The sequence below is a fragment of the Streptomyces bungoensis genome (assembly GCF_001514215.1).
GTDB lineage: Bacteria > Actinomycetota > Actinomycetes > Streptomycetales > Streptomycetaceae > Streptomyces > Streptomyces bungoensis.
The window spans coordinates 1-25,919 of sequence record NZ_KQ948868.1; the positions used below are offsets into that span (position 1 = coordinate 1).

Annotated in this window: 21 protein-coding genes; 8 read left to right on the forward strand and 13 right to left on the reverse strand. The window is 74.8% G+C overall.

The window, feature by feature from the left end:
* Positions 1–84 precede the first annotated feature (84 nt).
* Positions 85–936 (reverse strand): hypothetical protein, encoded by an 852-nt coding sequence (locus AQJ66_RS28155; protein ID WP_061927685.1) that lies wholly within the window; start codon positions 934–936, stop codon positions 85–87.
* A gap of 188 nt (positions 937–1,124) precedes the next feature.
* Entirely contained in the window at positions 1,125–1,973 is an 849-nt protein-coding gene (locus AQJ66_RS28160) for an endo alpha-1,4 polygalactosaminidase (RefSeq protein WP_061927687.1), read from the reverse strand.
* Positions 1,974–2,123: 150 nt separating this feature from the next.
* On the opposite strand from AQJ66_RS28160, the gene AQJ66_RS28165 reads away from it, so the two are divergent.
* Positions 2,124–3,092 carry an aldo/keto reductase gene (locus AQJ66_RS28165; RefSeq protein ID WP_061927689.1) on the forward strand — a complete coding sequence of 323 codons (969 nt, stop codon included), beginning with the start codon at positions 2,124–2,126 and terminating at the stop codon, positions 3,090–3,092.
* Between the two features lie 341 nt (positions 3,093–3,433).
* On the forward strand, positions 3,434–5,734 hold the full coding sequence (locus tag AQJ66_RS28170; RefSeq protein WP_061927691.1) for a ricin-type beta-trefoil lectin domain protein: 2,301 nt from the start codon (positions 3,434–3,436) through the stop codon (positions 5,732–5,734).
* 2 nt (positions 5,735–5,736) lie between these two features.
* Here AQJ66_RS28170 and AQJ66_RS28175 read toward each other — a convergent pair whose 3' ends face one another.
* The 5 genes from AQJ66_RS28175 to AQJ66_RS28195 form a co-directional block, all read right to left on the reverse strand.
* Positions 5,737–6,249, reverse strand: a complete 513-nt coding sequence (locus tag AQJ66_RS28175) for a universal stress protein (RefSeq protein WP_061927693.1) — start codon at positions 6,247–6,249, stop codon at positions 5,737–5,739.
* 31 nt (positions 6,250–6,280) lie between these two features.
* On the reverse strand, positions 6,281–7,534 hold the full coding sequence (locus tag AQJ66_RS28180) for an arsenic transporter (protein WP_208611476.1): 1,254 nt from the start codon (positions 7,532–7,534) through the stop codon (positions 6,281–6,283).
* A 77-nt stretch (positions 7,535–7,611) separates the two neighbouring features.
* Entirely contained in the window at positions 7,612–8,844 is a 1,233-nt protein-coding gene (locus AQJ66_RS28185; protein WP_061927697.1) for a polysaccharide deacetylase family protein, read from the reverse strand.
* Positions 8,845–9,033: 189 nt separating this feature from the next.
* The gene (locus AQJ66_RS28190) at positions 9,034–9,750 is read right to left on the reverse strand and encodes a DUF4232 domain-containing protein (protein WP_061927699.1); all 717 of its coding nucleotides are present in this window, start codon (positions 9,748–9,750) and stop codon (positions 9,034–9,036) included.
* A 176-nt stretch (positions 9,751–9,926) separates the two neighbouring features.
* Positions 9,927–11,315: a serine/threonine-protein kinase gene (locus AQJ66_RS28195; RefSeq protein ID WP_061927701.1), complete on the reverse strand. Its 1,389-nt coding sequence runs from the start codon at positions 11,313–11,315 to the stop codon at positions 9,927–9,929.
* A gap of 47 nt (positions 11,316–11,362) precedes the next feature.
* Here AQJ66_RS28195 and AQJ66_RS28200 point away from each other — a divergent pair, with 47 nt between their 5' ends.
* Positions 11,363–11,911, forward strand: coding sequence for an RNA polymerase sigma factor (locus AQJ66_RS28200; protein WP_061927703.1), 549 nt, complete (start codon positions 11,363–11,365; stop codon positions 11,909–11,911).
* 3 nt (positions 11,912–11,914) lie between these two features.
* On the opposite strand, the gene AQJ66_RS28205 is transcribed toward AQJ66_RS28200, so the two are convergent.
* Positions 11,915–14,305, reverse strand: coding sequence for a SpoIIE family protein phosphatase (locus tag AQJ66_RS28205; RefSeq protein WP_061927705.1), 2,391 nt, complete (start codon positions 14,303–14,305; stop codon positions 11,915–11,917).
* 334 nt (positions 14,306–14,639) lie between these two features.
* On the opposite strand from AQJ66_RS28205, the gene AQJ66_RS28210 reads away from it, so the two are divergent.
* Positions 14,640–16,883 (forward strand): glycoside hydrolase family 9 protein, encoded by a 2,244-nt coding sequence (locus AQJ66_RS28210; RefSeq protein ID WP_061927707.1) that lies wholly within the window; start codon positions 14,640–14,642, stop codon positions 16,881–16,883.
* Positions 16,884–16,907: 24 nt separating this feature from the next.
* Here the strand turns inward: AQJ66_RS28210 and AQJ66_RS28215 are convergent, their stop codons facing one another.
* The gene (locus AQJ66_RS28215; RefSeq protein ID WP_061927709.1) at positions 16,908–18,539 is read right to left on the reverse strand and encodes a multicopper oxidase family protein; all 1,632 of its coding nucleotides are present in this window, start codon (positions 18,537–18,539) and stop codon (positions 16,908–16,910) included.
* 167 nt (positions 18,540–18,706) lie between these two features.
* Between AQJ66_RS28215 and AQJ66_RS28220 the strand changes: the two genes are divergently transcribed.
* The 3 genes from AQJ66_RS28220 (at position 18,707) to AQJ66_RS28230 (ending at position 21,473) form a co-directional block, all read left to right on the forward strand.
* The gene (locus AQJ66_RS28220) at positions 18,707–18,964 is read left to right on the forward strand and encodes a hypothetical protein (protein ID WP_061927711.1); all 258 of its coding nucleotides are present in this window, start codon (positions 18,707–18,709) and stop codon (positions 18,962–18,964) included.
* A gap of 3 nt (positions 18,965–18,967) precedes the next feature.
* Positions 18,968–19,345 (forward strand): hypothetical protein, encoded by a 378-nt coding sequence (locus AQJ66_RS28225; RefSeq protein WP_061927713.1) that lies wholly within the window; start codon positions 18,968–18,970, stop codon positions 19,343–19,345.
* A 499-nt stretch (positions 19,346–19,844) separates the two neighbouring features.
* Positions 19,845–21,473, forward strand: coding sequence for an RICIN domain-containing protein (locus AQJ66_RS28230; RefSeq protein WP_061927715.1), 1,629 nt, complete (start codon positions 19,845–19,847; stop codon positions 21,471–21,473).
* A gap of 300 nt (positions 21,474–21,773) precedes the next feature.
* On the opposite strand, the gene AQJ66_RS28235 is transcribed toward AQJ66_RS28230, so the two are convergent.
* The gene (locus AQJ66_RS28235; protein WP_061927717.1) at positions 21,774–22,943 is read right to left on the reverse strand and encodes a lactate 2-monooxygenase; all 1,170 of its coding nucleotides are present in this window, start codon (positions 22,941–22,943) and stop codon (positions 21,774–21,776) included.
* A gap of 371 nt (positions 22,944–23,314) precedes the next feature.
* On the opposite strand from AQJ66_RS28235, the gene AQJ66_RS28240 reads away from it, so the two are divergent.
* Positions 23,315–23,758, forward strand: a complete 444-nt coding sequence (locus AQJ66_RS28240) for a protease inhibitor (protein WP_061927719.1) — start codon at positions 23,315–23,317, stop codon at positions 23,756–23,758.
* Positions 23,759–23,976: 218 nt separating this feature from the next.
* Here the strand turns inward: AQJ66_RS28240 and AQJ66_RS28245 are convergent, their stop codons facing one another.
* The 3 genes from AQJ66_RS28245 to AQJ66_RS28255 are packed head-to-tail and all read right to left on the reverse strand — an operon-like array spanning position 23,977 to position 25,843.
* Positions 23,977–24,174 carry a CDGSH iron-sulfur domain-containing protein gene (locus tag AQJ66_RS28245; protein WP_061927721.1) on the reverse strand — a complete coding sequence of 66 codons (198 nt, stop codon included), beginning with the start codon at positions 24,172–24,174 and terminating at the stop codon, positions 23,977–23,979.
* Positions 24,155–24,829 (reverse strand): HemK2/MTQ2 family protein methyltransferase, encoded by a 675-nt coding sequence (locus AQJ66_RS28250; RefSeq protein WP_061927723.1) that lies wholly within the window; start codon positions 24,827–24,829, stop codon positions 24,155–24,157. The genes AQJ66_RS28245 and AQJ66_RS28250 overlap by 20 nt, the downstream gene beginning before the upstream one ends.
* Entirely contained in the window at positions 24,830–25,843 is a 1,014-nt protein-coding gene (locus AQJ66_RS28255) for an iron-containing redox enzyme family protein (RefSeq protein WP_061927725.1), read from the reverse strand.
* Positions 25,844–25,919 lie beyond the last annotated feature (76 nt).

Genomic DNA, 25,919 nt, shown 5'->3' on the forward strand with positions numbered 1-25,919 from the left:
GTGTGCTCGTTCGGATCATGCCGGGCTCGTGGGCCCCGGGACCGTGCCTCGCTCCGTGATCCGGCCCGATCCGAACGAAAGACCTCAGTCGCAGCTCAGCGTGGGACCGGCCAGCATCCCGCCGGTGTACAGGGCCTGCCCCCTCGGCATCCAGTAGCCGATCTTCGAGACCACCGTGGAGCACGTGGACCCGAGCGTCACCCGGACCCGCACCTTCTCCGGGTGACCGGGCTGCAGCGCCGTCAGCGTGCAGTCCAGCGCGTACGGCAGCCGGGTCTTCGACGGGTACCGGCCGACCAGCGGGTTGACGCAGCGCGGGTCGTCCGTGGCGATCCGCATGCCGGACGCCTCCTCGCCGATGAGTCCGAGCCGCGCGCTGCCGTCGCCGTCGTCGCTGTCCCGGCGGACGGTGTAGGTCAGGGTGGTGGTCGCGCCCCGGCGCAGGGCGGTCCGGTCGACGGCGATGGCGTGCGTGGGCGCGGGCTTGGGCGCGGTGAGGGTGAGCGTCGCGTGGACGGTGCCCCGGAGGTCGACGCCGGCGGGGGCCGAGCGCACGTGCACGGACGCCGAGATGTCGTAGGTTCCCGGGCCGGAGTAGTCCTGCGTGCCCGGCAGCGTCCCGGTGACCGGAGCCCGGCCGGCGACCCGGACCGTCCAGGTGCCGTCCGTCCGGCAGGCGTAGCGCACCCGGGTGCCCGCGACCCGGCAGGTCGCCGGGGCGGAGACGGCCAGCAGCGGGGTGCCGCTGCCCGCGCACAGGCTGACCTCGGCCTCCTCGCCGTGGGTGCCGCGCAGGGTCCCGGCCGGCGCGCACAGCGTGGCCGGCGCCTCGGCCACCGGGGCCGGCGCGGGCCGTGCCCAGGCCGGCGCGACGAGCGCGAGCGGCAGCAGGGCCGCCCCCGCGAGACAGGTGAGGATGGTCGGACGTGTCGGCACCGCGTTCCTCCGGGCGGCCGGACCGGCCGGGCACCGGTCGTCTGCGCCGAGGATGATCCGACAGTACGGCCATCCGTCCGCTGCCACGCCGAACAGTCACCTGCAGGCAGCAGCCCGGCCACTCCACGAGGCCGTCCGCCGACGCACCCCGCGCACGTACGCCGCCGCTCCGGGAACGGACGCTCCCGTCACCGCGCCTCGCGCACGTACCCCGCACTCCCCGGTGTGGAGACGTCCACGTCCCGGCGGACGATGCTCAGGCGGTCTCCCCAGCGGGCGAGGGCCTTGCGCAGGCCGCTGCCCGTGTACTCGACGTCCACCACGCGGTCGTCGAACGCCCGGGCGTACACCTCGCACTCGTCGTACTGCCCGCACTCCTCGGCGACCGCGAAGTCCAGCCCCACCGCCCTTCGCCGCGCGGCCAGTTCGGCGGTGTTCTTCTGGCCGACGGCCAGGTGCCGGGCGTGCGCGTGCCGGGTGAGCAGCCGCATGAACGCGGTGGCGTCGGCGGCCGTGAGCAGGTGGCGGGAGCGGGTGTAGCTGTCGTAGTTGTCGGGCTCGACGGCGTCGTAGCCCTTCCGGGCGCAGCCGTCGACCCACCGGTTCACCCGCCGCGCCACGCGCTCCCGCTTGGCCGGGGTGCGCAGGTCGAGCAGCGGCTCGTGCCAGTCCTCGTCGATGACCACCCGGCCGCGTGCGTCGCGCAGCAGCAGGTCGGCGGGCCACGAGGAGCGCTCCTGCGGCTGCGCCTGGAAGGCGTTGACGTAGCAGATGTTGTACCGGCCCGGCGCGGGCGGATCGGACCGGTCGCGGCTGACGATCCGGACCCCGGCGGGCGGGGGATAGGCGCCGCCGATCTGGTAGTCGAAGCCGGCGTTGCGCGGGGGCAGCCGGACGGCGGCGGGCGGGGCGGCCGTGCCCCGGTGCGGGCCGCCGGACCCGCAGCCCGCCAGGGCCGGCCCGGCGACGGCCAACGCGAGCAGCGCGGCGGCGGCCCTCCCCGGGCCCCCGGCGCGGGAGACACCCTTCGGGGGCACGTCCGCTCCGTCCTGCCCGCGCCGGGCGGCGCGGCACGTCCCCGGGATCCAATCGTCCGGCCGAGGTCGCCGTCAAGCTGTCGCCGAGGGGGCCGGGAGCACGACGTACGCTCCTCAGTGACCATCGTTCCGAAGGCAGGAGCAGCAACGATGCAGTACGTGAAGCTCGGTTCGACGGGCCTGGACGTGTCGCGGATCTGTCTGGGCTGCATGACCTACGGCCTGCCCGACCGCGGCGTCCACGAGTGGACCCTCGACGAGGAGGCCTCCCGCCCGCTGATCCGGCAGGCGCTCGAGGCGGGCATCAACTTCTTCGATACCGCCAACGTCTACTCCGACGGCACCAGCGAGGAGATCGTCGGCAGGGCCCTGCGCGACTTCGCGAACCGCGACGAGATCGTCCTGGCCACCAAGGTGCACGGCCGGATGCGGCCCGGCCCCAACGGCGGGGGCCTGTCCCGCAAGGCCGTCCTGTCCGAGATCGACCACAGCCTGCGCCGCCTCGGCACCGACTACGTGGACCTCTACCAGATCCACCGCTACGACCACGAGACCCCGGTCGAGGAGACGATGGAGGCGCTGCACGACCTGGTGAAGGCGGGCAAGGTGCGCTACATCGGGGCCAGTTCGATGTACGCCTGGGAGTTCTCCAAGGCCCAGTACACGGCCGAGCTGCACGGCTGGACGAAGTTCGTCTCCATGCAGAACCACTACAACCTGCTCTACCGCGAGGAGGAGCGGGAGATGCTGCCGCTCTGCGCGGACCAGGGCGTCAGCACCCTGCCGTGGAGCCCGCTCGCCCGCGGCCGCCTCACCCGCGACTGGGGGACCGTCACCGGGCGCAGCGCGGGCGACCAGTTCGGCAGCCGCCTCTACCTGGAGGGCGACCGCGCGATCGTCGAGGCCGTCACCCGGATCGCGGGCGCCCGCGGCGTGCCGCGCGCCCAGGTGGCCCTGGCCTGGCTGCTGCAGCGCGACACGGTGGCCGCGCCCGTCGTCGGCGCCGCGAAGCCGCACCACATCGAGGACGCGGTGGCCGCCGTCGAACTCCGCCTGAGCGTCAAGGAGATCGAGGAACTGGAGCAGCCCTACACCCCGCACGCCATCAGCGGTCACTGAGCGGCCGTCGGTCGCGTTCCGTGCGGCGCGAATCCCGTGCCGCACGGATCGGTGAACAGGCGTAATGGAGAAGAATCGGCGTCATTGACGAACTGTCAATGGAGAGGCTGCCGAAGCCGGTGCCGAGAACGGGTGGATCTCTTGTTCGCCGGCGCCGGGCTGTGCAAAAGTGTGCACCGTCGGCGTGCAGACAATTACATTTCCGCTGCATGCGCCAGGCCGCTCCCGTACGCCCCCCACGCTTCAAAAGAGCTGCCCCAGGCGGACGTCCGAGCTGCCCAATCCCGTCCCGTACTTCTTGGTATGGACTAATTCAGCGTTGCGCGTGGAGGAATGCAGCCGTGAATGAGGCAGGTCCCTCGGATTCCGTCCCCACTCCGCGCCGGTTCGACGTATCGGACGAACAACTGAGCGCCGAACTGAAGAAGTGGACCGGAACGACACCCGCGCTCCATCCGGTCGGCGAACTCCTGGACCGCCACTGGGAGGCGGCCTTCGCCTACGCCCGGCTGTGCACCGACGGACCGCGCGCCGCCGGCATGCTGACCACCGCCGCCTTCACCCGGCTGTTCGGCGAGTCCATCCGCCAGGCGGGTCCCTCCGCCGCCTGGCGCCCCCACCTGCTGGTCACCGTCCGCCGGATCGCGGCGGAGTGGGACGGCGACGGCCGCCAGGAACTCCTCCACCCGGCCCTGCGCTCGCACCCCGGCACGGGGGAGCGCGCCTCCGCCCGGCTGCTGCCGCCGTCCTCCCGGCGGCTGCTGTCCCGCGCCTTCCAGCGGCTGCCGCAGTCGTCGCGCGCCGTGCTGTGGCACGCCGAGGTCGAGGCCGAACCGCTCGCCGTCCCCGCGGCACTGCTGGGCCTGGACGAGGAGGACGCCCTGATCGAACTGCGCCGCGCCGTGGAGCGGCTGCGCGAGGAGTGCCTCCAGGTCCACCGCGAACTGGCCCCCGAGGCCGAGTGCCGGCGCTACCAGCGCATGCTGGACGTGACCTTCCGTCGCGGCGGCGTCGACATCGACCCGGACCTGCAGCGCCACCTGTCCGGCTGCGGGCACTGCAGCCGGACCGCAGACCAGCTGGCGCGGTTCAACGGCGGGCTCGGCCTCGCCCTCGCCGAGGCGGTCCTCGGCTGGGGCGCCAGCGCGTACGTGGAGTCCCGGGCGGCCCGCCCCGAACAGCCCACCCCGCCGCCGCCGGCATCGGCGCTCTCCGTGCCGCCGGGCGGCGAGTCGTTCACGTCCGCGGGGGTCGCCGAGCCGCCCGGAGCCGCCGGGGGCATGCCCGGGGCCGACGGCGTCCAGGGGGCGGACGCGGGCCCGGCCGGCAGGCGGTCGAGAAGGGCCGCCCGGGGCACGCGGGCGGCCGCCGGGGGCGGACGCGCGAAGGGCTTCACGCCTGCCGCGGAAGGGCGTTCGGGAGCCGCTGACTCCCCGCCGGCCGCCCCCGGCGCCCAGCCTGGTCCCGGTGCGGCGCCCCGGACGGACGGCCGACCCGCCGGCGCCGGCTCCGCCCCCTCCCTGCCGCCGGGGTGGGACGCGTGGGACGCGGGCTCGGCCACCGAACCGGGGCCGTCCCCGGCAGCCGCTTGGGAGGCGGACGCCGGTCCCGCACCGGCTCGCCCGAGACGGAGCGCGCGCAGGGCCGGTGCGGGACCGCGCGCCGAGGGCCCGGGGCGAGCCGCTCCGGGGGCCGACCCGGTCCGCTCCGCACGGGCGGCGGGCAACGCCGCCGACCCCACCGGCCCCGGCACCTCACGTCGCTCGGCGCAGCGGGCCGCCCGGCGAGTCCGGCGGCGCAACCTCGCCCTGGCCGCCGCCACCGTCAGCGGACTGGTCGTGCTCCCGCTGGTGCTGTGGTCGGTGCTCGGCGCGGGGGACGACCCGGCGCCGGGCGGGGGCGGCACCCCCTCCCGGACACCGGGCAGGACGCCCGCGACCCCGCGCCCGTCCTGGGCCGGCACGAGCGGCGACGCCGACGGGGTGCTGCGCGGCCGGCTGCACAACCTCGCCTCCGGCCTCTGCGTCGGCGTGACCGGCGGGAAGGCCGTCAAGGGCGCCGAGACCGAACTGGCCCGCTGCTCCGCCGCGGCGGGCCAGCAGTGGGAGTACGAGACCGACGGACTGCTGCGCAACGCCTCCGCGCCCGACCTGTGCCTGGACTCCCACCTCGGCTACTCGGTCCGGCTCGCCCCCTGCACCTCCCCCGGCAGGGCCGCCCGCAGCATCCGCTACGACTTCACCCTGCAGGGCGTCCTCGTCCCCCGCTCGGACCAGGACCTGGCGCTGACCCCCGCCGCCACCGACGGCTCGGGCGCCCTCGTGCTGAAGAACCGCACGACGGCGGCCGTCCAGCGCTGGACCGTCGACACCGCCAGGCCGGACCTGGAGATGCAGATCGTCGACTGGGACACCGACAGCACCCCGTCCCCCACACCACCCCCGCCGGTGCAGCCCGCCCCGAAGGCGTCCAGGACCCCGTCCCCGACGCCCACGGCGACCGCGGCGGCCCCGACCGCCGCCACGCCGTCGGGCTCCCCCGGCACCGACTACTGCACGGCCTACCCCGCCTACTGCGACTGGGGCGGCGGCGGGTACGGCGGGGGCGGGTACGGCGACGGCACCGGCCGCCACCGCCGCTGACGTCAGGGGTGGTGCGGCGGATGGTGCGGCGGATGGTGCGGCGGCGGAGGGATCGTCGCCAGGCCGGGCGCCGCCTCCGGCCACACCAGCAGGACCGGGCACGGCGCGTGGTCGACGGTGAACCGCGCCGCCGGACCGAGGCTCCTCGGCCCGAGCCGCGACCGGTCGCCGTCCCGGGCCAGCACCAGCAGGTCGGCCCCCTCGGCGGCGGCCACCACCTCCCGCTCCACCCGGCCCGCGCGCTCCTCGCGGGCACAGGGCCGGCCCAGCCGCTCGGCCGCCGCGTCGAGGATCCCGGCCGCCGACCTCCCGCCGAGGGCCTCCAGGCGGGTCCCCGGATCGCGCTCCGGGTGCCCCCGGCCGAGCAGCCCCGCGAACGCGCCGTGCGCCACGCCGGGCACGTCGGGCCCGGTCACGTGCAGCAGCACCACCTCGGCGTCGTCCGGCGCGTGCGCGCGCACGGCGTCCACACAGGCGGGCCAGGTGCCCTCGACGAGCCAGGCGATCACACGCATCCGGTCGGCCTCCCCACACTCCGGCAACCCGTCAGAGAACCTGCAGCGACCCCCACAGTGCCACCACCGCCACCGCGAGGGAGGACGGCACGGCGAGCAGACCCAGCCGGGTGAACTCACCGAGGTCCACGCCGTGCTCGTGCTGGTGCACGATCCGCCGCCACAGCAGGGTGGCCAGCGACCCGGCGTAGGTCAGGTTCGGGCCGATGTTCACGCCGAGCAGCACCGCCAGTACCGCCCCCGCCCCCGCCGGCGCCGCGAGCGGCAGCAGGACCAGCACGGCCGGCAGGTTGTTGATGAGGTTCGCCAGGACGGCGGCCAGCGCCGCGATCCCGAGCAGCGCGGGCAGCCCGGTACCGCCCGGCAGCGCCCGCCCGAGCACGTCCGAGAGCCCGTTGTCCACGACCGCCCGCACCACGATGCCGAGCGCCAGCACGAACGCCAGGAACGCCGGTGCCGCCGCGCGCACGACCGTCAGCGGGGTCGCCTTCCGCCGCACCAGCGCCCGGCCGGCCAGCACCAGCGCGCCGGCCGCGGCGACCCAGGCCGGCTCCACGCCGAACACCGACGCCACCACGAACCCGGCCAGCGTGCAGCCCACCGTCACCAGCGCGAACAACGGCAGCCCGGGCGCCGGGCCGGTGTCCTCGGCGCCCGGGGCCGCCGCCGTGAGGTCGCGGGCGAAGAACCGCCGGAACACCAGGTACTCGGCGCCGATCGCGACCAGCCACGGCAGCGCCATCAGCGCCGCGAACCGGGTGAAGCTCAGCCCGCTGGCCGCGAACGCCAGCAGGTTGGTCAGGTTGGACACCGGCAGCAGCAGCGACGCCGTGTTCGACAGGTGCGTGCAGGCGTACACGTGCGGCTTGGGCCGCACGCCCGTGCGCGCCGCCGTGGCGAAGACGACCGGGGTCAGCAGCACGATCGTGGCGTCCAGGCTGAGCACGGCCGTGATCGCCGACGCCAGCGCGAACACCGCCGTCAGCAGCCGCACCGGCCGGCCCCTCGCCCACCGGGCCATCCACGCCCCGCACGCCTGGAACAGGCCCTCCACGTCGCAGAAGTGGGCGAGCACCAGCACCGCCGCCAGGAACCCCACCACCGGGCCGAGGCGCGCGGCCTCGGCCCGGGCGTGGTCCAGCGAGATCGCCCCGGTGGCGATCGCGACACCGGCGGCCGGTACGGCCATGACCGCCTCCGGCCACCCGAAGGGCCGCACGACGGCCCAGGCCAGCACGGCGACGAGCAGGACGGCGGACAGGGCCTCGGCGAGCGGGGTGTTCAGGGCGGGTTCCTCGCAGATCGATCAGGCGCGGTAGGCCCCATGAAAGCAGACGGATGATGCGTCCGGCCGCAAGGGGATCACGAGGAGCGGGTACCCGCCGTTCCCAGGAACTCCTCCCAGCCGCCCGCCGGCGCCTGCCCCGGCGCCAGCGTGCGCAGCTTGCGCAGCAGCGCCGGGTCCTGCGCCTCCAGCCAGGCCACGAGCTGCTTGAAGGACACGAACCGCACCTCGTCGTGCTCGGCCATCCGCCCGATCGCCTCCTCCACGGCGTCCATGTAGATGCCGCCGTTCCAGCGTTCGAAGTGGTTGCCGATGAAGAAGGGCGCGCGGTTGGTGTCGTAGGCGCGCCGGAAGCCGGCCAGGTAGGTGTCCCGGGCCTGCGTGCGCCAGGCGTCGTACCGGGTGCGGTCGCCCAGGGGGTTCCCGCCGGACTGGTTGAACATCATGTTGTAGTCCATCGACAGCACCTGGAAGGAGTGCCCGGCGAACGGTATGGACTGCAGGGGGAAGTCCCATATCCGGCCGCCCTGCACCTTGCCCGGCCAGATCTGCAGCCCGCCGGGGGAGCTGGCGTCGTACTTCCAGCCCAGCGCGGCGGCCGTCGGCAGCAGGGCCGCCTGGCCCTCCAGGCAGGGGGTGCGGCCGCCGGTCAGCTCCTTGCGGTAGTCGAAGGGGAGCGGTTCGAGGTCGGTGAAGCCGGTGTTGGTCTTCCACTTCGTCACGAAGCCCACCGCCTGGTCGATCTCGCTGCGCCACTCGGCCGGGGACCAGTTGCGCACGCCGGTCGCGCCGCAGAAGTGGCCGTTGAAGTGGGTGCCGATCTCGTGGCCCTCCAGCCAGGCCGCCCGCACCTGCTGGAGGGTCGCGTGGATGTGCCGGTCGGCGAGGTAGCCGATCGCGGACGCGCCGACCGGGTGCTGCGGCGGCTGGTAGAGGTGCTTCCTGGACTCGGGCAGCGTGTAGATCCCGCTGAGGAAGAACGTCATCGCGGCGCCGTGGTCGGCGGCCACCTTGCGGAACCGGGAGAACAGCCTGTTGCTCAGCTCCCCGGCGCCGTCCCAGGAGAACACCACGAACTGCGGCGGCTTCTGGCCGGGCTTCAGCCGCGCCGGCTTCGGCTGGTGCGGCTGCGCGCCGGTGTCGGCGGTGGAGCCGTCACCGATGAGCCGCAGCGGCCTGGCCTGCGTGGTGCCGTCGCCGGCCGTCCCGTCGACGGACAGCCCGGTGCCGGAGGAGCACGCGGACAGGGCGCCCAGCGCGCCCGCCGCCGCCCCCGCCGTCAGCACACGCCTGCGTGAGATGCCGCTCATCTTGTCCCCGATTCACTGTTCACGGCTCCCTGGCGGAGCCTTTTCGCTGTGTGGTCGAGGGGTTCGATGAGGGCGGCGGGGGGAAAGATCGCGGCGGCCGGGACGTGTTGCCGTCCTGTGACACTTGTGGCGCGCTCATGACGAACCCCGCTGCCCGGGGGCGGGCAGCGGGGTCGCCGGGGGGACGGGTCAGACGCCGGAGCCGGGGCGGAGCACCGTCAGGGAGACCGAGGAGGAGTTCCCCGAGACGGGGACGGCACCGGCCGTCCAGGCCACCTTCAGCTGGTCCCGCTCGTCCGGCGGGGTGACCAGCAGCGCGGCCGGGGTGGCCGTCTTCGCCTCGCTGATCTCGGGGTTGGAGAAGGTCAGGCCCGCCCAGGCGCTCTGCCCGGGCTTCAGGGTGATCGTCACCGGCGAGCCCGACTCGCGCCGCGGGTCGGGACCGAGCTGGCTGCCGGAGGCGCTGACGAAGGCCGCGCCCGGGTAGCCGCGCAGCGTGCAGGTCCGGCCGGACTTGTTGGTGAGCACGACGGGGAAGTTCTCCTGGCCGGCGCCCGGGTCGTTGCGCCCCACGGACGCGCCCAGCTCCGAGGTGTGGCACCGGGTGCTGGTGGCGCCGGTCTTGCCGCCGGTGCCGGTGCCGGTGCCGGTGCCGCTGCCCGCGTCGGAGGAGCCGCTCGACCGCGCCGCCGCGGACGACGCCGGGCCCGCCGGGGTGGAGGCGGCCGTGCCGGCGCCGGGGGAGGAGTCCTTCGAGGTCTCGGTCGCCGGGGCGGCCGTACCGGAGTCCGTCTTCGCCGGCCCGGCCTGGTCGTGCTGGCTGCCGCAGCTGCTCAGGAGGCCCAGTACGGCGATCGCGCCGGCGAGCAGGGCCCCGCGCCGTGCGGACCGGGATGAGTACGCCATGTCGCTCAACACTCCTGGATCGTCAGGGCACGCGGCGGTGCGCGTACCGTCGGCGCCGTGATGCGCCGTCACCACACTTGGATGCCCGCGGTGCCGGAAAAGTTCGGGACGCGCGGGATTCTTTTCCCCGATTCGCCGCCCGGGCAACGTCCGCTCGGCCCGTCGGGCGCCCTCGTTCAGGTGATTCGCAGCGAGCGGAGTATGCCGTCCGTCGCCCTCCCGTCCCCGCGCTCGCGCACCTGTACGTACACCTGCGGCTCGGCCGGGCCGCCCGCCGGGGCGAGCGCGGACTCGGTGACCGTGCCGCCGTCCGGACAGGTGTTCCAGGTGCGGGTCCGGCCGCGCCAGCCGGCGGAGGAGAAGGCCCGGCTGCCGGCGTCGTGGCAGCCGGTGTGGGTGAGGGCGGTCACCCGGGCGGCGACGTCGCCCTGCCCGCTGACCCCGACGAACACGCCGTCCACCGCGGCCCGCAGGTCGGACCAGTGCGCCAGGTCGTCGGCGACCACCAGGCCCGGCTCGTGCCCCGCCCGCAGGCCGAGCGCATGCGGGTCCCAGCCGGAGTCGCGCACCTCGCGGGCCCAGCCGGCCGGCACCTGGACCGCCACCCGGCCGGTGGAGTCCTTCACGGTGGCCGGGCCGGCGGTCCCCGGCCGGTCCAGCACCAGCGTCACGGCGACCGCGGCGGCCGCCGCCGTGACCACCGCGGCCACGACCAGGGTCACCCCGCTCAGCCGGCCCCGGACGGCGTCGAGCCGGCCGTCCCGCCGGGCACCGGAGGCCGCCGCCAGCCGGTCCAGCTCCCCGGCGAACGCCGCCGCCGTGGGCCAGCGCCGCTCCCGGTCCGGCTCCAGGGCGCGCAGCAGCGCCCGCTCCACCTGCTCGCCCAGACCGGGCCTGAGCCGTCCGGGCGGTACGACCTTCCCCGGCGGCCCGGGCACGGTGCCGGTGACCAGCTCGTAGCCGACCGCGCCCAGGCTGTAGACGTCGGCGCGGGCGTCGATGCCCTCCCCGGGCTCGGCCTGCTCCGGGGGCTGGTAGCCCGCCGAGCCCGCGGCCAGGGTGAGCACCGAGGCCTGCGCCAGGCTCTTGGCCAGCCCCAGATCGGCCAGCAGGACCCGCCGTTCGCCGTCCGGCGCCGTGTGCAGCAGCACGTTGGTCGGCTTGATGTCGCGGTGCACGATGCCCGCCTCGTGCAGCGCGGCGGCGCTCCGCGCGGCCAGCGCCGTCAGCGCCAGCGCCTGGGGCACCGGCAGCGGGCCGGCCGTCAGCAGATCGGCCAGGGTGCCGCCGTCGGCGTACTCCATCACGAAGTACGGCCTGCCGTCGGGCAGTTCCCCGAAGTCGTAGACCTGCACCACCCGGCTGGAGCCGGCCCGGCGCAGCAGCCGGGCCTCGGACAGGAAGCGGTCCCGGATGTCGAGCCGGTGCGCCCAGTTCTCGGCGAGGACCTTGACCGCCACCGGGCCGTCCAGCTCGTCGTCGCGGGCGAGCCACACGGTGGCGAAGGCGCCGGTGCCCAGGCGCCGTTCCAGGCGGTAGCGGCCGATCCGCTCCAGGGAGTGCATACGACTATCATGCCTGCCCTGAGATCGACTCCGAGGGAGACCCTGACGTGCAGGACGAGGCGACGGCCGAAGAGCTCGCGCGGCTCGCCGCGACGGGCGACCGGGCCGCCCTGGACCGGCTGCTGGCCGGACTGCGGCCGGAGGTCCTGCGCCGCTGCGGGCGGTTCCTGCCGTGCCGGGAGGACGCCGAGGAGGCCGCCCAGGACGTGCTGCTCCAGGTGGCCCGGCACATCGCCGCCTTCGAGGGCCGCAGCCGCTTCAGCACCTGGCTCTACACGGTCGTCGCCAACTGCTGCCGGCAGAAGTACCGCGAGCTGAAGCGGCGCGCCGCCGAGCAGCCCGTGGCCGTCGAGCCCGCCGAGCGCGTCGACCCGCGCACCACCAGCGTCATCGCCGGCTCCCGCGTCGACCTGCTGGAGGCCCTGGACCGGCTGGAGCGCGAGCACCCGCACCTCGTCGCCCCGCTGGTCTACCGGGACATCTGCCAGCTGGAGTACGCCGAGGTCGCCGAGCGCGTGGGCATCCCCCTCGGCACCCTGAAGTCCCGTCTGCACGAGGCCCGCAAGCAGGTGCGACCCTGGCTGCGCGGGTACTGAGCCCTACGGCTCGTCGGCCGGCACCGTCAGCTCCGCCCAGATCGTCTTGCCCTCGGCGGTGTGCCGGCTGCCCCAGCGCTGGGTGAGCTGGGCGACCAGCAGCAGCCCGCGGCCGCCCTCGTCGAAGGTCTTGGCGCGCCTCAGGTGCGGGGCGGTGTGGCTGGTGTCGGACACCTCGATGATCAGCGTGGCCGCGTCCTGGATCAGCCGCAGCCGGATCGGGTGGGCGCCGTACCGGATGGCGTTGGTGACCAGTTCGCTCACCACCAGCTCCGCGGTGAACGACGCCTCGTCCAGCGACCAGCGCTCCAGCTGCTCCACGACCTGCTTGCGGACCGGCGCGACCAGCGCCGGGTCGGCGGGGATGTCCCAGGTGGCCACCTGCTCGGCGGGCAGCCCCCGGGTGCGGGCCAGCAGCAGCGCCACGTCGTCGGCGGCGCCGCCGTGCGGCAGCAGCGCGTGCAGGACGCGGTCGCAGGTCTGCTCCAGCGGGTCGGTGGACCCGCCGAGCACCCGGTGCAGCCGCTCCCGGCCGGCGTCCCCGGCCGGCCCGGACACCATCAGGCCGTCCGTGTACAGCGCGAGGACGGTGCCCTCGGTCAGCTCCACCTCGGCCGACTCGAAGGGCAGCCCGCCCAGGCCCAGCGGGGGACCGGCCGGCAGCCGCAGCTGGCGCGGCTCGCCGTCCGGCGGCAGCACGACGGGCGGCGGATGCCCGGCCCGGGCCAGGGTGCAGCGCCGCGACACCGGGTCGTAGACGGCGTACAGGCAGGTCGCGCCGACCTCGCCGGGGCTGCCCTCGCCCCCGGACTCGTCCGACAGCCGGACCACCAGGTCGTCCAGGTGGGTGAGCAGCTCGTCCGGGGCCAGGTCGATGTCCGCGAGGGTCCGCACGGCGGTACGCAGCCGGCCCATGGTGGCCGAGGCCTGGATGCCGTGCCCGACGACGTCCCCGACCACCATCGCGACCCGCATCCCGGACAGCGGGATCACGTCGAACCAGTCGCCGCCGACCCCGGCCCGGGCCGCCGGAAGGTACCGGGAGGAGACCTCCACGGCGGCCGTGCGGGGCAGGTTGCGGGGGAGCAGGCTGCGCTGCAGGGCGAGCGCGGTCTCGCGTTCGCGGGAGAAGCGGCGGGCGTTGTCGATGCAGACGGCGGCCCGGGTGGTGATCTCCTCGGCGAGCAGCATGTCGTCCGCGGTGAACGGCTCGGGGCTGCGGTGCCGGGCGAGCACGGCGACGCCCAGGGTCAGCCCGCGGGCCAGGATCGGCACCGACATGGAGGAGTGAATCCCGAACTTCCGCACCCGCTCGCCGCGCGCGGCGTTCCATTCGGTCCACTGGTCGATCTCGCCCGCGGTCAGCGTGGCCCGGATGGTCCGGCCGCCGGTCAGGGCGTCCGCCTGCGGGGAGAAGCCCGGGTACAGCTCGATCTGCCCCGGCTCGGTCACGGCCTCCGGCACCCCCTCCAGAACCGACTGGTGGGCGGCCCGGCGCAGCGCGACCGGAGCCGTGACGCGGGCCGGGGGCTCGCCGCCGTACTCCTCCGGGTCCAGCAGGTCGATGGTCACGAAGTCGGCGAGCGCCGGCACGCACACGTCCGCCAGTTCCTGTGCCGTACGGGCAACGTCGAGGGTGGTGCCGATGCGCACGCTCGCCTCGTTGACCAGCTGCAGCCGCTCCCGGGCCCGGTGGCTGTCGGTGATGTCGTGCGCCACCAGGCACACGCCCCGCACCCGGCCGCCGTCGTCGGTGACCGGCGCCATCCGGGCCAGCCAGGCACGCGGCCGGCGCTCCGAGCCGGCGGTGTTCAGGGAGGTGCGGACGTCCAGCGGCCGGCCCGTGAGGAGGACCTGCAGCATGCTCTGCTCCAGGTCCTCGCCGTGCGGTCTGCCGCCGATCTCCGGGAGTCTGAGGCCCCGGACGCGTTCCTCCGGCAGGCCGATCAGCTCGGTCATCGCCGCGTTCATCCGGCGCAGCCGCAGCGCGTCGTCGTACACGGCGACCGCGCAGGGCGACTGGACCAGGCCCGCCTGGGCGAGCGCGTCGTCGCCGGTACCGGGCTCCTCGGCGGCCAGCGGGGTCACCACCAGCCAGTGCGGTCCGCGGCCGCCGTCCGCCGGCCGGTGGTGGGCGAGCAGCCACACGCGGACCGTACGGCCGTCCCGGTGGCGCAATCCGGCCGATCCGGCCCAGCGGGCACCGGGGGGAAGGTCCGGGACGCCGACCGCGGCGTCCCCGGCCAGCAGCCGGGCCGCCGGGCGGCCCACGACGGCCTCGGGCGGGTGGCCCAGCAGGCGCCGCGCGCCCTCGTTCCACTCCAGCACGGTGCCGTCGTCGTCGATGACAGCCCGGGCCGTCTCCGCGTCGTCGAACGGATAGACCCGGCTCATCGTCCCCGCTCCCAAGCGCACACTCACAGTGAACAGGTGGCACCACTCGCGTCCAGCGTAGTGCGTCGGCCCCGTCCGCGGACCCCGGCCCCCGGCGGGACCGGCCGGCCCGCCGCACTCGTCAAGGGGGGATCCGGCCGATGCGGGGCCACGGGCAGGCCCGGGTGATCACCTTCGGGGGGCCGCGCGGCCCACGGCGCGGGGGTCGCGGCAGGCTTCCCCGTCCGGACCGTTGACGAGATGTCATGTCGGGAACAAGCATGGGGCGTCCGCATCTGGGAGCGCTCCCATGACAGGGGGGCGTCACCCCGCACCTCCTCCGAGGAGCCCAGACGTGAAACGACGCAGAACCGCCCTGCTGTCCCTCGCCGCCCTGCTGGCGACGGCCCTGACCGCGCTGCCGGCCGGCCCCGCCGGGGCCGACGAGGCCGAACAGCTCAGGAACGGCACCTTCGACACCACCACCGAGCCCTGGTGGACCACCGGCAACGTGACCGCGGGCCTGTCCGACGGGCGGCTGTGCGCCGACGTGCCCGGCGGTACCGCCGACCGCTGGGACGCGGCCGTCGGCCAGAACGACGTCACGCTGGTGAAGGGGGAGTCCTACCGCTTCTCCTTCAAGGCCTCCGGCTCCCCGCAGGACCACGTCGTCCGGGCGATCGTGGGGCTGCAGACCGCTCCGTACGACACCTGGTACGAGGTCAGCCCGCAGCTGAGCGTCTCCGGCGACACCTACGCCTACACCTTCACCTCGCCCGTCGACACCACCCAGGCGCAGGTCGCCTTCCAGGCGGGCGGTGCCGCGGACCCCTGGCGGCTGTGCCTGGACGACGTGTCGCTGCTCGGCGGCGTCCCGCCCGAGGTCTACCGGCCCGACACCGGCCCCCGGGTCCGCGTCAACCAGGCCGGCTACCTGCCGGCCGGACCGAAGAACGCCACCCTCGTCACCGACGCCACGACCCGGCTGCCCTGGCGGCTGCGGAACGCCGCCGGCAAGGCGGTCGCCCACGGCTGGACGGTACCGCGCGGCACGGACGCCTCCTCCGGGCAGAACGTGCACACCATCGACTTCGGCGCCTTCCGCGGCCGCGGCACGGGCTACACGCTCGTCGCCGACGGCGAGACCAGCCGCCCGTTCGCCGTCGGGACCGGCGCCTATGAGCAACTGCGCCTGGACTCGCTGAAGTACTACTACACCCAGCGCAGCGGCATCGCGATCCGCGACGACCTCCGCCCCGGCTACGGCAGGCCCGCCGGCCACGTGAACACCGCTCCCAACCAGGGTGACGCGGACGTGCCCTGCCAATCCGGCGGGTGCGACTACACGCTGGACGTCACCGGCGGCTGGTACGACGCCGGCGACCACGGCAAGTACGTCGTCAACGGCGGCATCTCCACCTGGGAGCTGCTCAGCACCTACGAGCGCTCGCTGCTGGCCCGCACGGGCGAACCGGGACGGCTCGGCGACGGCAGCCTGGCCCTGCCCGAGAGCGGCAACAAGGTGCCCGACATCCTCGACGAGTCCCGCTGGGAACTGGAGTTCCTGCTGAAGATGCAGGTGCCCGACGGGCAGCCGCTGGCCGGCATGGCCCACAGCAAGGTGCACGACGCCCAGTGGACCGGACTGCCGCTGCTGCCCAGCGACGACCCGCAGAAGCGGGAGCTGCACGCCCCCACCACCCAGGCCACCCTGAACCTCGCGGCGACGGCCGCCCAGGCCGCCCGCCTCTACCGGCCCTACGACAGGGCGTTCGCGGCGCGGGCCCTGACGGCCGCGCGCAAGGCCTGGACCGCCGCCCTGGCCCACCCCGAGGTGTACCCCGACCCGAACGACGGCACCGGCGGCGGCGCCTACCCCGACGACAACGCCTCCGACGAGTTCTACTGGGCGGCCGCGGAGCTGTACCTCACCACCGGCGAGAAGCAGTTCGCCGGCCACGTGCTGTCCTCGCCTCTCCACACCGCCGACGTCTTCGGCCCCCTCGGCTTCGACTGGGGCCGCACGGCGGCGGCCGGCCGCCTCGACCTGGCCACCGTGCCCAGCAGGCTGCCCGGCCGGGACCAGGTCCGCAGGTCCGTGATCAAGGCCGCCGACCGCTACCTCGCGACGGCCGGAGCCCAGCCCTACGGCATGCCCTACGCCCCCGAAGGCAACCTCTACGACTGGGGCTCCAACGCCCAGGTCCTCAACAACGCCCACGTCATCGCCACCGCCTACGACCTCACCGGCGCGGCGAAGTACCGTGACGCGGCCGTGCAGTCCATGGACTACGTCCTCGGCCGCAACGCGCTGAACATCTCGTACGTCACCGGCTACGGCGAGGTCAGCTCCCACCACCAGCACAGCCGCTGGTACGCCCACGAGCTCGACCCGAACCTGCCGGACCCGCCCCGGGGCACGCTGGCCGGCGGGCCCAACTCGGGCATCCAGGACCCGTACGCGCAGAGCAGGCTCAAGGGCTGCACGGGCCAGTTCTGCTACATCGACGACATCCAGTCCTGGTCCACCAACGAGACGGCCGTCAACTGGAACGCGGCGCTCGCCTGGATGGCCTCCTTCGCGGCGGACCAGGGATAGCGGGACCGTACCCGCGCCACCCGGTCACCTGCGGTACCCGAGGACGGTCATCATGCCGCTCTCGGAGTGGTACTGGTTGTGGCAGTGCAGCATCCACAGGCCGGGGTTGTCGGCGTCGAAGTCGACGACCAGCTTGCGGTGGGGGAGCACGATGGCGGTGTCCTTGCGCGCCCCCACCGCGTCCAGCCCGGCCAGCGCGAAGGTGTGGCCGTGCAGGTGCATGGGGTGCCACATGTCGGTCGCGTTGATCAGGGACACCCGCACCCGCTCACCGGCGCGGACCGGGTGGCGCTGGCGCACGTCGTACGGCCGGTGGTCGAAGCCCCAGTCGTACTTCGCCATGCTGCCGGTGATCCTGATGCGCAGCTGCCGGTCCGGTTCGCGGTCGTCGAGGGCCACGGAGTCGTCCGGGACGAGGCGGCGGGCGGGCAGGATCCTGCCGTCGAGTTCGTCCGGGCGCACACCGGGGCCCGGCACGTCGCGCCCCTTGCCGGTGCGCAGGACGGCGAGGGCCTGGCCCGGCTTGCCCTCGGCCAGGGCGACGAAGGGGAAGACGCCGTCCTTGGCGGTGACGAGGACGTCGTACCGCTCGGCCATGCCGATGAGCAGGGCGTCCGTCGTGGTGTGCCGTACGGGGTAGCCGTCCGTGTGCGTGACGGTCATGGCGTGGCCGCCGAGCGCGACGCGGAAGGCGGTCTCGGAGCCCGCGTTGATGATGCGCAGCCGGATGCGGTCGCCGGGACGGCACCGGAACGTGGACGGGGCGGTGGCCAGCCGCCCGTTGACGAGGTGGTAGGGGTACGCGACGCTGCCGGCCATCCCGTGCAGCAGGCGGCTGTGGGAGTCGCGCAGCAACCGGGACGGGCCGGTGGACCGGTGGGAGGGCGACGAATGGGGGCTCGCCGTCCGGCCGGGATCGGGACGGCCGCCTTCGGGGCCCATGGCCATCCCGGCCATCTTCATGGGGGAGCCGCCCGGGAGCAGCTGGCCGAGCACCCGGTCCGGGGTGGAGCCCTGCACGCCGTCGAGCCAGTCGTCCAGGAGGATGACCCACTCCTTGTCGTAGGCGAGCGGCTCCTTGGGGTCGTCCACGATGAGCGGGGCGTACAGACCGCGGTCCGGCTGCATGCCCACATGGGAGTGCACGAAGTAGGTGCCCGGGTGGGCGACCGTGAACCGGTAGGTGAAGTCGGTCCCGGACGGGATGGCGGCCTGGGTCAGCTCCGGCACGCCGTCCATGTCGCAGCGCACCCGGACCCCGTGGGAGTGCAGCGTGGTGGTCGCCGGCAGCCGGTTGGCGAGGGTCAGGCTGAGGACGTCACCGGCGGTGATCCGCACCAGCGGGCCGGGCACCGACTCCTGGTAGGTCCAGGTCCGCACGGTCCGCCCGCCGAGATCCACCAGGCTCTCGGCGGCCGTGAACCGGACCATGTGCACCGGTCCGGAACCCCGCCGGCGCTCGGCGGCATGCACCTCCGGACCCGACGGGTCGACATATCCCCTGGGTCCGGCGGGAACGAAGTTCCCCTCACCGGTCCTCACGGCCCCGGGGCCGGAGGAGGTACGCGGGCCGTCGCGGGTGCAGGCAGCCAGGAGCCCCGCGCCGGCGGCAGCGATCGGGGCACGAAGGAGAGTACGCCGCGAAGGTGTGTGCATGGAGGAAATAAGACACGTTTTGTGCTCATATCTGATGGATCTGAGGCGGCGCGTCTACTGGTGTCGGTCCCGGCGGATCTCGCCTCGCTCCCCGGCAGGTACCGTAGCGAAGTGCCCATGACCTGGGGATATTTACGCGTGAGTACCCGCGCGGTACCGTGAGGGGCATGCCAGCTCTCAACGTGGAGTTCAGCGAACGCGAACTAGAGGACCTGCGGCAGATCGCCAAGGAGCGGGGAACGTCGATGAAGGCCCTCGTCCGTCAGGCCGCCGCCGCCGACATCGCGCGGCACCGGGCGCTGCAGGAGGGCGCGGAGGCCTTCCGGAGCTTCTTCACCGCCCACGCCGAGGAGTTCGCGGCCGCGTTCCCCGACGACGAGCCCCCCGCCCAGGGCGAGCCCCCCGTCAAGGGCCGGGCCGCCTGAGCGATGTCCTCCGTCATCCACATCGACGTCCCCTGGCTGCTGCAGCGGCACGAGGAGGTCCTGCCCGACCAGCCCACGGTCGACGACTTCTCCGCCCTGGTCGCCGCCGTGGCCCGGCACCGGGTCGACCCGCCCCGGCTCGGCGTGGACTCCGACGCGGCCTGGCGCGCCGCCGCGCTGCTGCACACGCTCGCCGTGCTCAAGCCGCTGCCCGCCGCCAACGCCCGCTTCGCCTGCGCCACGGCCGTCGCCTACATGTTCGTCAGCGGTGCCGGCATCGACCCGCCCTACGGCGCCCTCGTGGACCTCGCCCGCGACCTGATCTCCGGCAAGACCGACGTGTACGGCGCGGCGGACCGGCTGCGTTCCTGGCAGTTGTGACCGCCCCGGCCGGCGGGGAAGCGGCGCGCGGCCACCGGCCGGGGAGTCCGCCCGGGGCGGGGCCGCCGGCCGAGGGGCAGGAGGAACGGGGCCGGCGGCCGGTTTCGCGCGGAGAGCTGCCCGTCCGCGCGCGGCCTTCCGAGGTGGCCGAGGCCCAGTCCACTCCCCTCGCGCGCCCCTCGGGAGCGTGCGTGGCCGTCCGGTGCGTGCGCGTTCTTCACACGGGGCGCGCGGGGACCGGAAGCCGTCGCGGAGAGCCTGCCGGGCCGGGAATTCTGACTTTCCTTCAAAGCCGTCGATGTGCCGCGACCGCCTTGTTGCGTGTGGAGAAGTTGTGCAAGGGTTGCGACACCCGTGCGGGGAGTAATCGCCGATCCTTCCTTGGCAGTTGGGGAACCGGGCCACCGGGCCGGTAGGGCACCGCCGGAATTCCCGCTCCCCGCGCGCATCCAGAGATACGGCACCAACGCACCATTCACGCACCTAAGGAATCTCCTCAGTGCTCACCCCCCACCCCCCTCTTCCTCCTTACCCGCCCGCGGGCGGCGATCCCGGGGAGTCCGACGAGGCCCTCACGGCCCCGCTGCGCGCCGGCTCGGACGCGGAGGCCTCCCGGTCCGCCGCCCTGCTGATGGCCCGGCACTGGCGGCCGGTGCAGGACTACGCGGTCGTCTGCCTGGCCGCGCCCGGACCCCTGGCGCACATGGTCACCGCCGCCGCCTTCCACCAGGTCCTCGGCCGGCTCGCGCTCGGCGAGCCCGCGGACGCGCTGCGGCCCCGCCTGCTGGTCGCCGTCCGGGACACGGTCGCCAACTGGTCCGCCACGGACCGGATAACGGGCGTACTGCCCGGACTGCTGAAGCCCGCCGGTGGCCGCGGCCTGCGCAACGCGAAATCCCTGATACCGGAGAACCGCGCCCTTTCCGAACGCGCATTCCACAGCCTCCCTCGCTTCGAACAGGCGCTGCTGTGGCACACCGAGGTCGAGGCCGAGCCGATAACCGTCCCCGCCGGACTGCTCGGCATGGACACCGCCGGCGCTTCGACCGCACTCGAACAGGCCCGCGACACATTCCGCGAGGGCTGTGTCCGCGCCCACCGGGAACTCGCGCCCAGCACCGACTGCCGCCACTACAACCGCCTGCTCGACGTGCCGATCCGGCGCGGCGGCGCGCTGCTGCCGGACGTCCGGCAGCACCTCGCCGGCTGCTCCTACTGCCGGCACGCGGCCGAGCAGCTGAGCCAGATCGAGGCGGGACTCGGCGTGCTGCTCGCCGAAGCGGTCCTCGGCTGGGGCGCCCGCCGCTACCTCGAGTCCCGCCCGGGCCGCAGGGGTCCCGGATCCACCGGTCCCCGCACCGCCTCCCGGCGCTCCGGGGGCGGCCGCAGACGCGGCGGCGGGAAACCCGGGCTGCTGTCCCGGGTCCCCGGGCCGGGCGGGCGCAGGCGGGCCGGCGGCGAGCCCGGCTGGTCGTCCCGGACGCTGCTCACCGGAGTCGGCGTCGCCTCGGCCGGGCTGCTGGCGACCGTCCTCGTGCTCAGCCTGCTGCCGGACGGCGGCGACGGCACCGACCCGGTCGCCTCCACCGGCGCCCCGACCCCGCCGGCCTCCACCGCACCCCCCGGCACCGCGCGCCTGCCCTCGACCGGTCACCCGGTCCGGCTGCGCAACGCCGGCGCCGGCCTCTGCCTGGACGTCAAGGGCCGTGCCCGGGCGGGCGCGGGGGCGGTGCTCGCCGCCTGCTCCCCGGCGCCCTCCCAGCAGTGGACGTACGACGCCGACGGGCTGCTCCACAGCGGGGCCGACTCCGGCCTGTGCCTGGACTCGCACGCCGACGCCGGAGTGGTCATCCTCGGCACCTGTGCCGGCGCGGGCGCGCGGCGGGGCGACGACGTGCGCTACGACCTCACGGGGCAGGGCGAGCTGCTGCCGCGCTGGGACGACACCCTCGCGCTCGCCTCGGCCGGCGCGACCGCGGGCGCCGACATCGTCGTCAAGGTCCGCGACCACTCCACCGCCCAGCGCTGGCTGACCGACCAGCCGTCCGCGAGTCCCGGCTCCCTCTCGACAGCCGGCACCCGGCCACCCTCGGCTCGGCCGGCCCGGCTCGCGGACGCAGAGGGTTAGTTCCCGCTCCCCGAGCGCCCCGGGCGGACCGCCGCCCGAGGCCCCCGCCCCCTCGGCCGACCGGCCTGCCGGATCGGCAGGGGGCGAGCGGCCCCGGGCAGGTCCTCCGCGGCGGCTGCCGCCGCCTCGACGTGTGTCGGAGCGGCACGTCCGTGCTCCGGCGCGGGCCGGGCCGGCCGCGGCGGGACCGGCCGGCGGGGCCGCTCGCCCCGTCGCTTCCGGGGCCGGCCCCGGCACATCGGTCACCCGCCGCCCGGACGCGCAACGGGGCGTCCGCCGTGAACCGCCGCCGGCGGCGTGTCAGGCGCCCGTCTCCAGGAGGTCGGACGCGGTGACGGTGAGCGGGGTCGCGTGGCCGGAGAGCGCCAGGGTGAGGTCCAGTTCGGCGAGGAGGCTGCGGATGACGTGCTCGACGCCGGCCTGTCCGTCGAGGCCGAGCCCGTAGACGTACGGCCGCCCGAGCAGGACCGCGCGTGCGCCGAGGGCGAGGGCCTTGAAGGCGTCGTCGCCGGTGCGCACCCCGCTGTCGAACAGCACCGCGAGCCGGTCGCCGACCGCCTCGGCGACCCGGGGCAGCGCGTCGGCCGCCGCGACCGACCCGGCCACCTGCCGGCCGCCGTGGTTGGAGACCACCACCCCGTCCACCCCGGCGTCCGCGGCGAGCCGGGCGTCGTCCGGGTGCAGGATGCCCTTGAGCACGATCGGCCCGTCCCAGTGCTCGCGCAGGAAGGCGAGGTCCGGCCAGGTGTGGCCGGCGTCCCCGAACAGGCCGAGGAAGTGCAGCACCGCCGCGTTCGGGTCCTCCTGCACCGGCTTGGCCAGACCCGCACGGAACGCCGGGTCGGTGAAGTAGTTGGCGGTGCCCACCCCGTGCAGGAACGGCAGGTACGCCTGGTCCAGGTCGCGTGGCCGCCAGGACAGCAGCGGCGTGTCCAGGGTGACGACCAGCACCGAGAACCCGGCCGCCCGCGCCCGGGCGAGGAAACTCCTCGTCACCTCGCGGTCCTTGCCCCAGTACAGCTGGAACCACCGCTCGGCGTCCCCCATGGCCTCGGCGACCTGCTCCATGGGCGTGCTGGACGCCGAGGACAGGATGTAGGGCACCCCCTGCGCCGCGGCGGCCCGGGCCGCCGCCGGCTCCGCGTCCGGATGCATGATCGACAGCACGCCCACCGGAGCCAGCGCCAGCGGCGCGGGCAGCACGCGGCCCAGCACCTCGACCGTCAGATCGCGCTCGTGGACGTCGCGCAGCATGCGCGGCACGATCCGGCGCCGGGCGAGGGCCGCCCGGTTGGCGCGCGCGGTGCTGCCGTCGCCCGCGCACCCCGCCACATAGCCCACCGGACCGGGCCCGAGCCGGTGCTCGGCCAGCTCCTCCAGCCGCGTCAGGTCGGTGGGGAGCCGGGGCACGGCACCCGTCATCCCGTTCAGATAGATCTCGTACTGGAAGTCGCCCCAGTGCTTCGCCATCCGTCCCTCCCGCCGGTCGTCACCGCCTCGCCCCGCGGCCCGACCATACCGGCGGGTAGCGGCACCCGCGTCCTGGGGGTCCAGCGGCGCTCCGGGGGGTTTCGCAACGCGACGAGCGGAATGTTTCAGGCCTATTAAGAAGGCGGTGTTTTTCAGCCATCCGGCTGCTTCCATCGATCAAGAACCGCCCAGTTGCACGGCCGACCTGTTCGATTTCCGTGACTTCGCGCCACTGCTTCAACACGCAATGTTACCGAAAGCCGCAGGGTCGATGTGAGTTTCCCGTGGAGACTCGGCAGAGTGGCGCTCGCCGCTCCGGCGCCGACCGGCTGGAGCCCGGCACTCGTCTCTCGAGCGGAAGGATGCACACAATGCGGAACACCGCGCGCTGGGCAGCGACCCTGGGCCTCACGGCCGCCGCCGTCTGCGGACCCCTGACCGGGGGCGCAGTCGCCGCACCGGACGCCGCCCACGCCGCCCCGTCGTCGCTCTACGCGCCCTCGGCGCTGGTGCTCACCATCGGGCACGGCGACAACGCGGCCGCGGCCACCCCGGAGCGCGCCGTCACCCTGAACTGCGCCCCGTCGGCCTCCGGGACCCACCCGGCCGCGGTCCAGGCCTGCGCGGAACTGCGCGGGGTCGGAGGCGACTTCGGTGCCTTCAAGGCCCGCGACGACGTGTGGTGCACCAAGCTGTACGACCCCGTCGTCGTCACGGTCCAGGGGGTCTGGCAGGGCAAGCGCGTCTCCTACGAGCAGACCTTCGGCAACTCCTGCGTGAAGGACGCCCTCAACAGCAGCGTCTTCGCGTTCTAGGACCGGGATCGCAGATGGTTCCCGCTGCGCCGGATCAGGCCCGCAACTGGGGAGTGCGGCCCCTGCGGCGGGGATCTGCGATCTCGCACCGGGACCGACGGGCGGAGTGGGGCCGCCCGCCGGCTCCCGGGCACACAGCCGCTCCCCGGACAGGCCCGTGGGGGGCCCGGCCGGGGAGCGGCGAAAAACAACCGGTTTCAACCAGCGGACCAGAGGCTCTAGGCCTTGCGCCGGTGGCTGGTGTCGCACCACGGGTAGCGGCGACTGCGGCGGCAGGTGCACAGGGCGACCCGGAAGCGGTCGGAGGACACGGTGCTGCCGTCCTCCAGTTCGACCTCCACGGGGCCCTCCACGAGCAGCGGCCCCGGGCGCCGCATCTGGATCCGGCGCGGCCGGTCAGCGGAGTCGTTCGGCACGGATGACCACCAGCTCTTCCTTGTCGTCGGCGGCCGACAGCAGTCCGCGCTGCCGCAGCCAGTTCTCCCGGGAGCGCAGCACCGGGCCGAAGGCGATCCAGCGCCGCCGGACCACCGCGGCCTTCAGATCCGCCTCGCGCAGCAGTTCAAGGGTGCGCTCGGGGCCGCTCAGCGCGGAGTGGACGAGCAGCAGGACGCCACCGGGCCGCAGCAGCCCGGGCGCGTCCCGGCAGATCCGGTCCAGCAGCAGCCGCCCGTCCCCGCCCGCGTCCCAGGCCCGGGCCCGCCCGCGCGGCCCGCGCCCCGCCTCGGGCGCCGGCACGTACGGCGGGTTGGCGAGGATGAGGTCGTACGACCGGCCGCGCACCGGGCCGAAGAGGTTGCCGCGCCGGATCCGCACCGGCAGCCGGGTCAGCCACGCGTTCAGCCGCACGGTCCACACCGCCCGCCGGGAGACGTCCACCGCGGTCACCTCTGCGCCGTGGCGGGCGGCCGTCAGCGCCAGCGCACCGCTGCCGGTGCCCACGTCCAGCACGCGCGTGCCGGGCCGGGGAGCTTCGTCCCGGAGGGCCTCGGCCAGCAGCGCCGTGTCGTCCTGGGGGGCGTACACACCCGGAAGCACCAAAGCGATCACAGGGCGCGGGTACCCGCGCATTCAGGATGTATGGGTTATCTCCGCAGCAAGCGGTACACGCAGGGACGTCCGTCCCGCACGCCACTCGGAGAGCAGGCGCTGGGCCAGCCGGCCCTCCAGGTACTCGGTCGCGTCGATGCCGAACGCGACGTCGCCCGCCAGCTCCGGCTCCTCCTCGAGCAGTCCGGCGATCACCTCGTGCCGGACCACCTGCTCGTGGACCGCGTCCGCCTCGACGTGCTCGTCGTAGAAGAACTCCGCGGCCGGCCCGGCACCCGTACGGCGCATCGCCTCGGCCAGCCGCCGTGAGCCGGGGGAGGAGGTGATCTCCACTTCGGCGAAGTGGCCCACCAGCGCCCCGCGCAGCTCGCGGTGCAGCCCGAACAGGGACATCAGGTTGACGACCGTGAGCATCTCGGCACAGGTCGCGTTCAGGTAGCGCCCGTACGCGGTGTCCAGGCCCAGGTCGTCCATCAGGTCCGCGAACAGCCGGGCGTGCACCCGCTCGGCCCGCCCGCCGCCGAACTCGTCGTACTCCACGGCCGCCATCGCCGCCTTCGCCCGGCCCCACAGCCGCGGCAGCACCCAGGCGTGCGGGTCGGCCTCCTTCAGGTGGTACAGCGAGCGCTGCGCCGCGTACTCCCGCAGCTGCCACAGCTCGCCCTCGTCCCGCAGGAAGTGCGAGACGCCCGTGCCGTCGACCGGTTCGACCAGCAGGGCGCCGAGCGCGTCGTCGAGACTGTCGTGCCCCGGCGTGTCGGCCCGCAGCGCGGACAGGAACCGCCGCTCCAGCGCGGCCCGGACGGCCAGCAGCCCAGGGTCCCACTCGTGCCCCGGGTCGACGCCCGCGAAGCCGCGGTAGTGCAGCTCGTAGCACAGGTACAGGGCGAGCTGGAGGTCGTCGCCGTACGGGTCGGCCGTCTCGGCGTCGGCGGGGCGGGGCAGCGGGCCGTCGCCGCGCAGGTGTGCGGCGACGGCGCCGGAGAGCGGCCCGCGCGCCGGGGGCAGCTGGGGTCCTCGCGCGTGGTGGTTCACGGGCCCCGGGTACCCGCCCCCCGGGGAAACAGCGGTGATCGACCGCACGTCCGCGGGGCCCGGCGGGCCCGGCCGG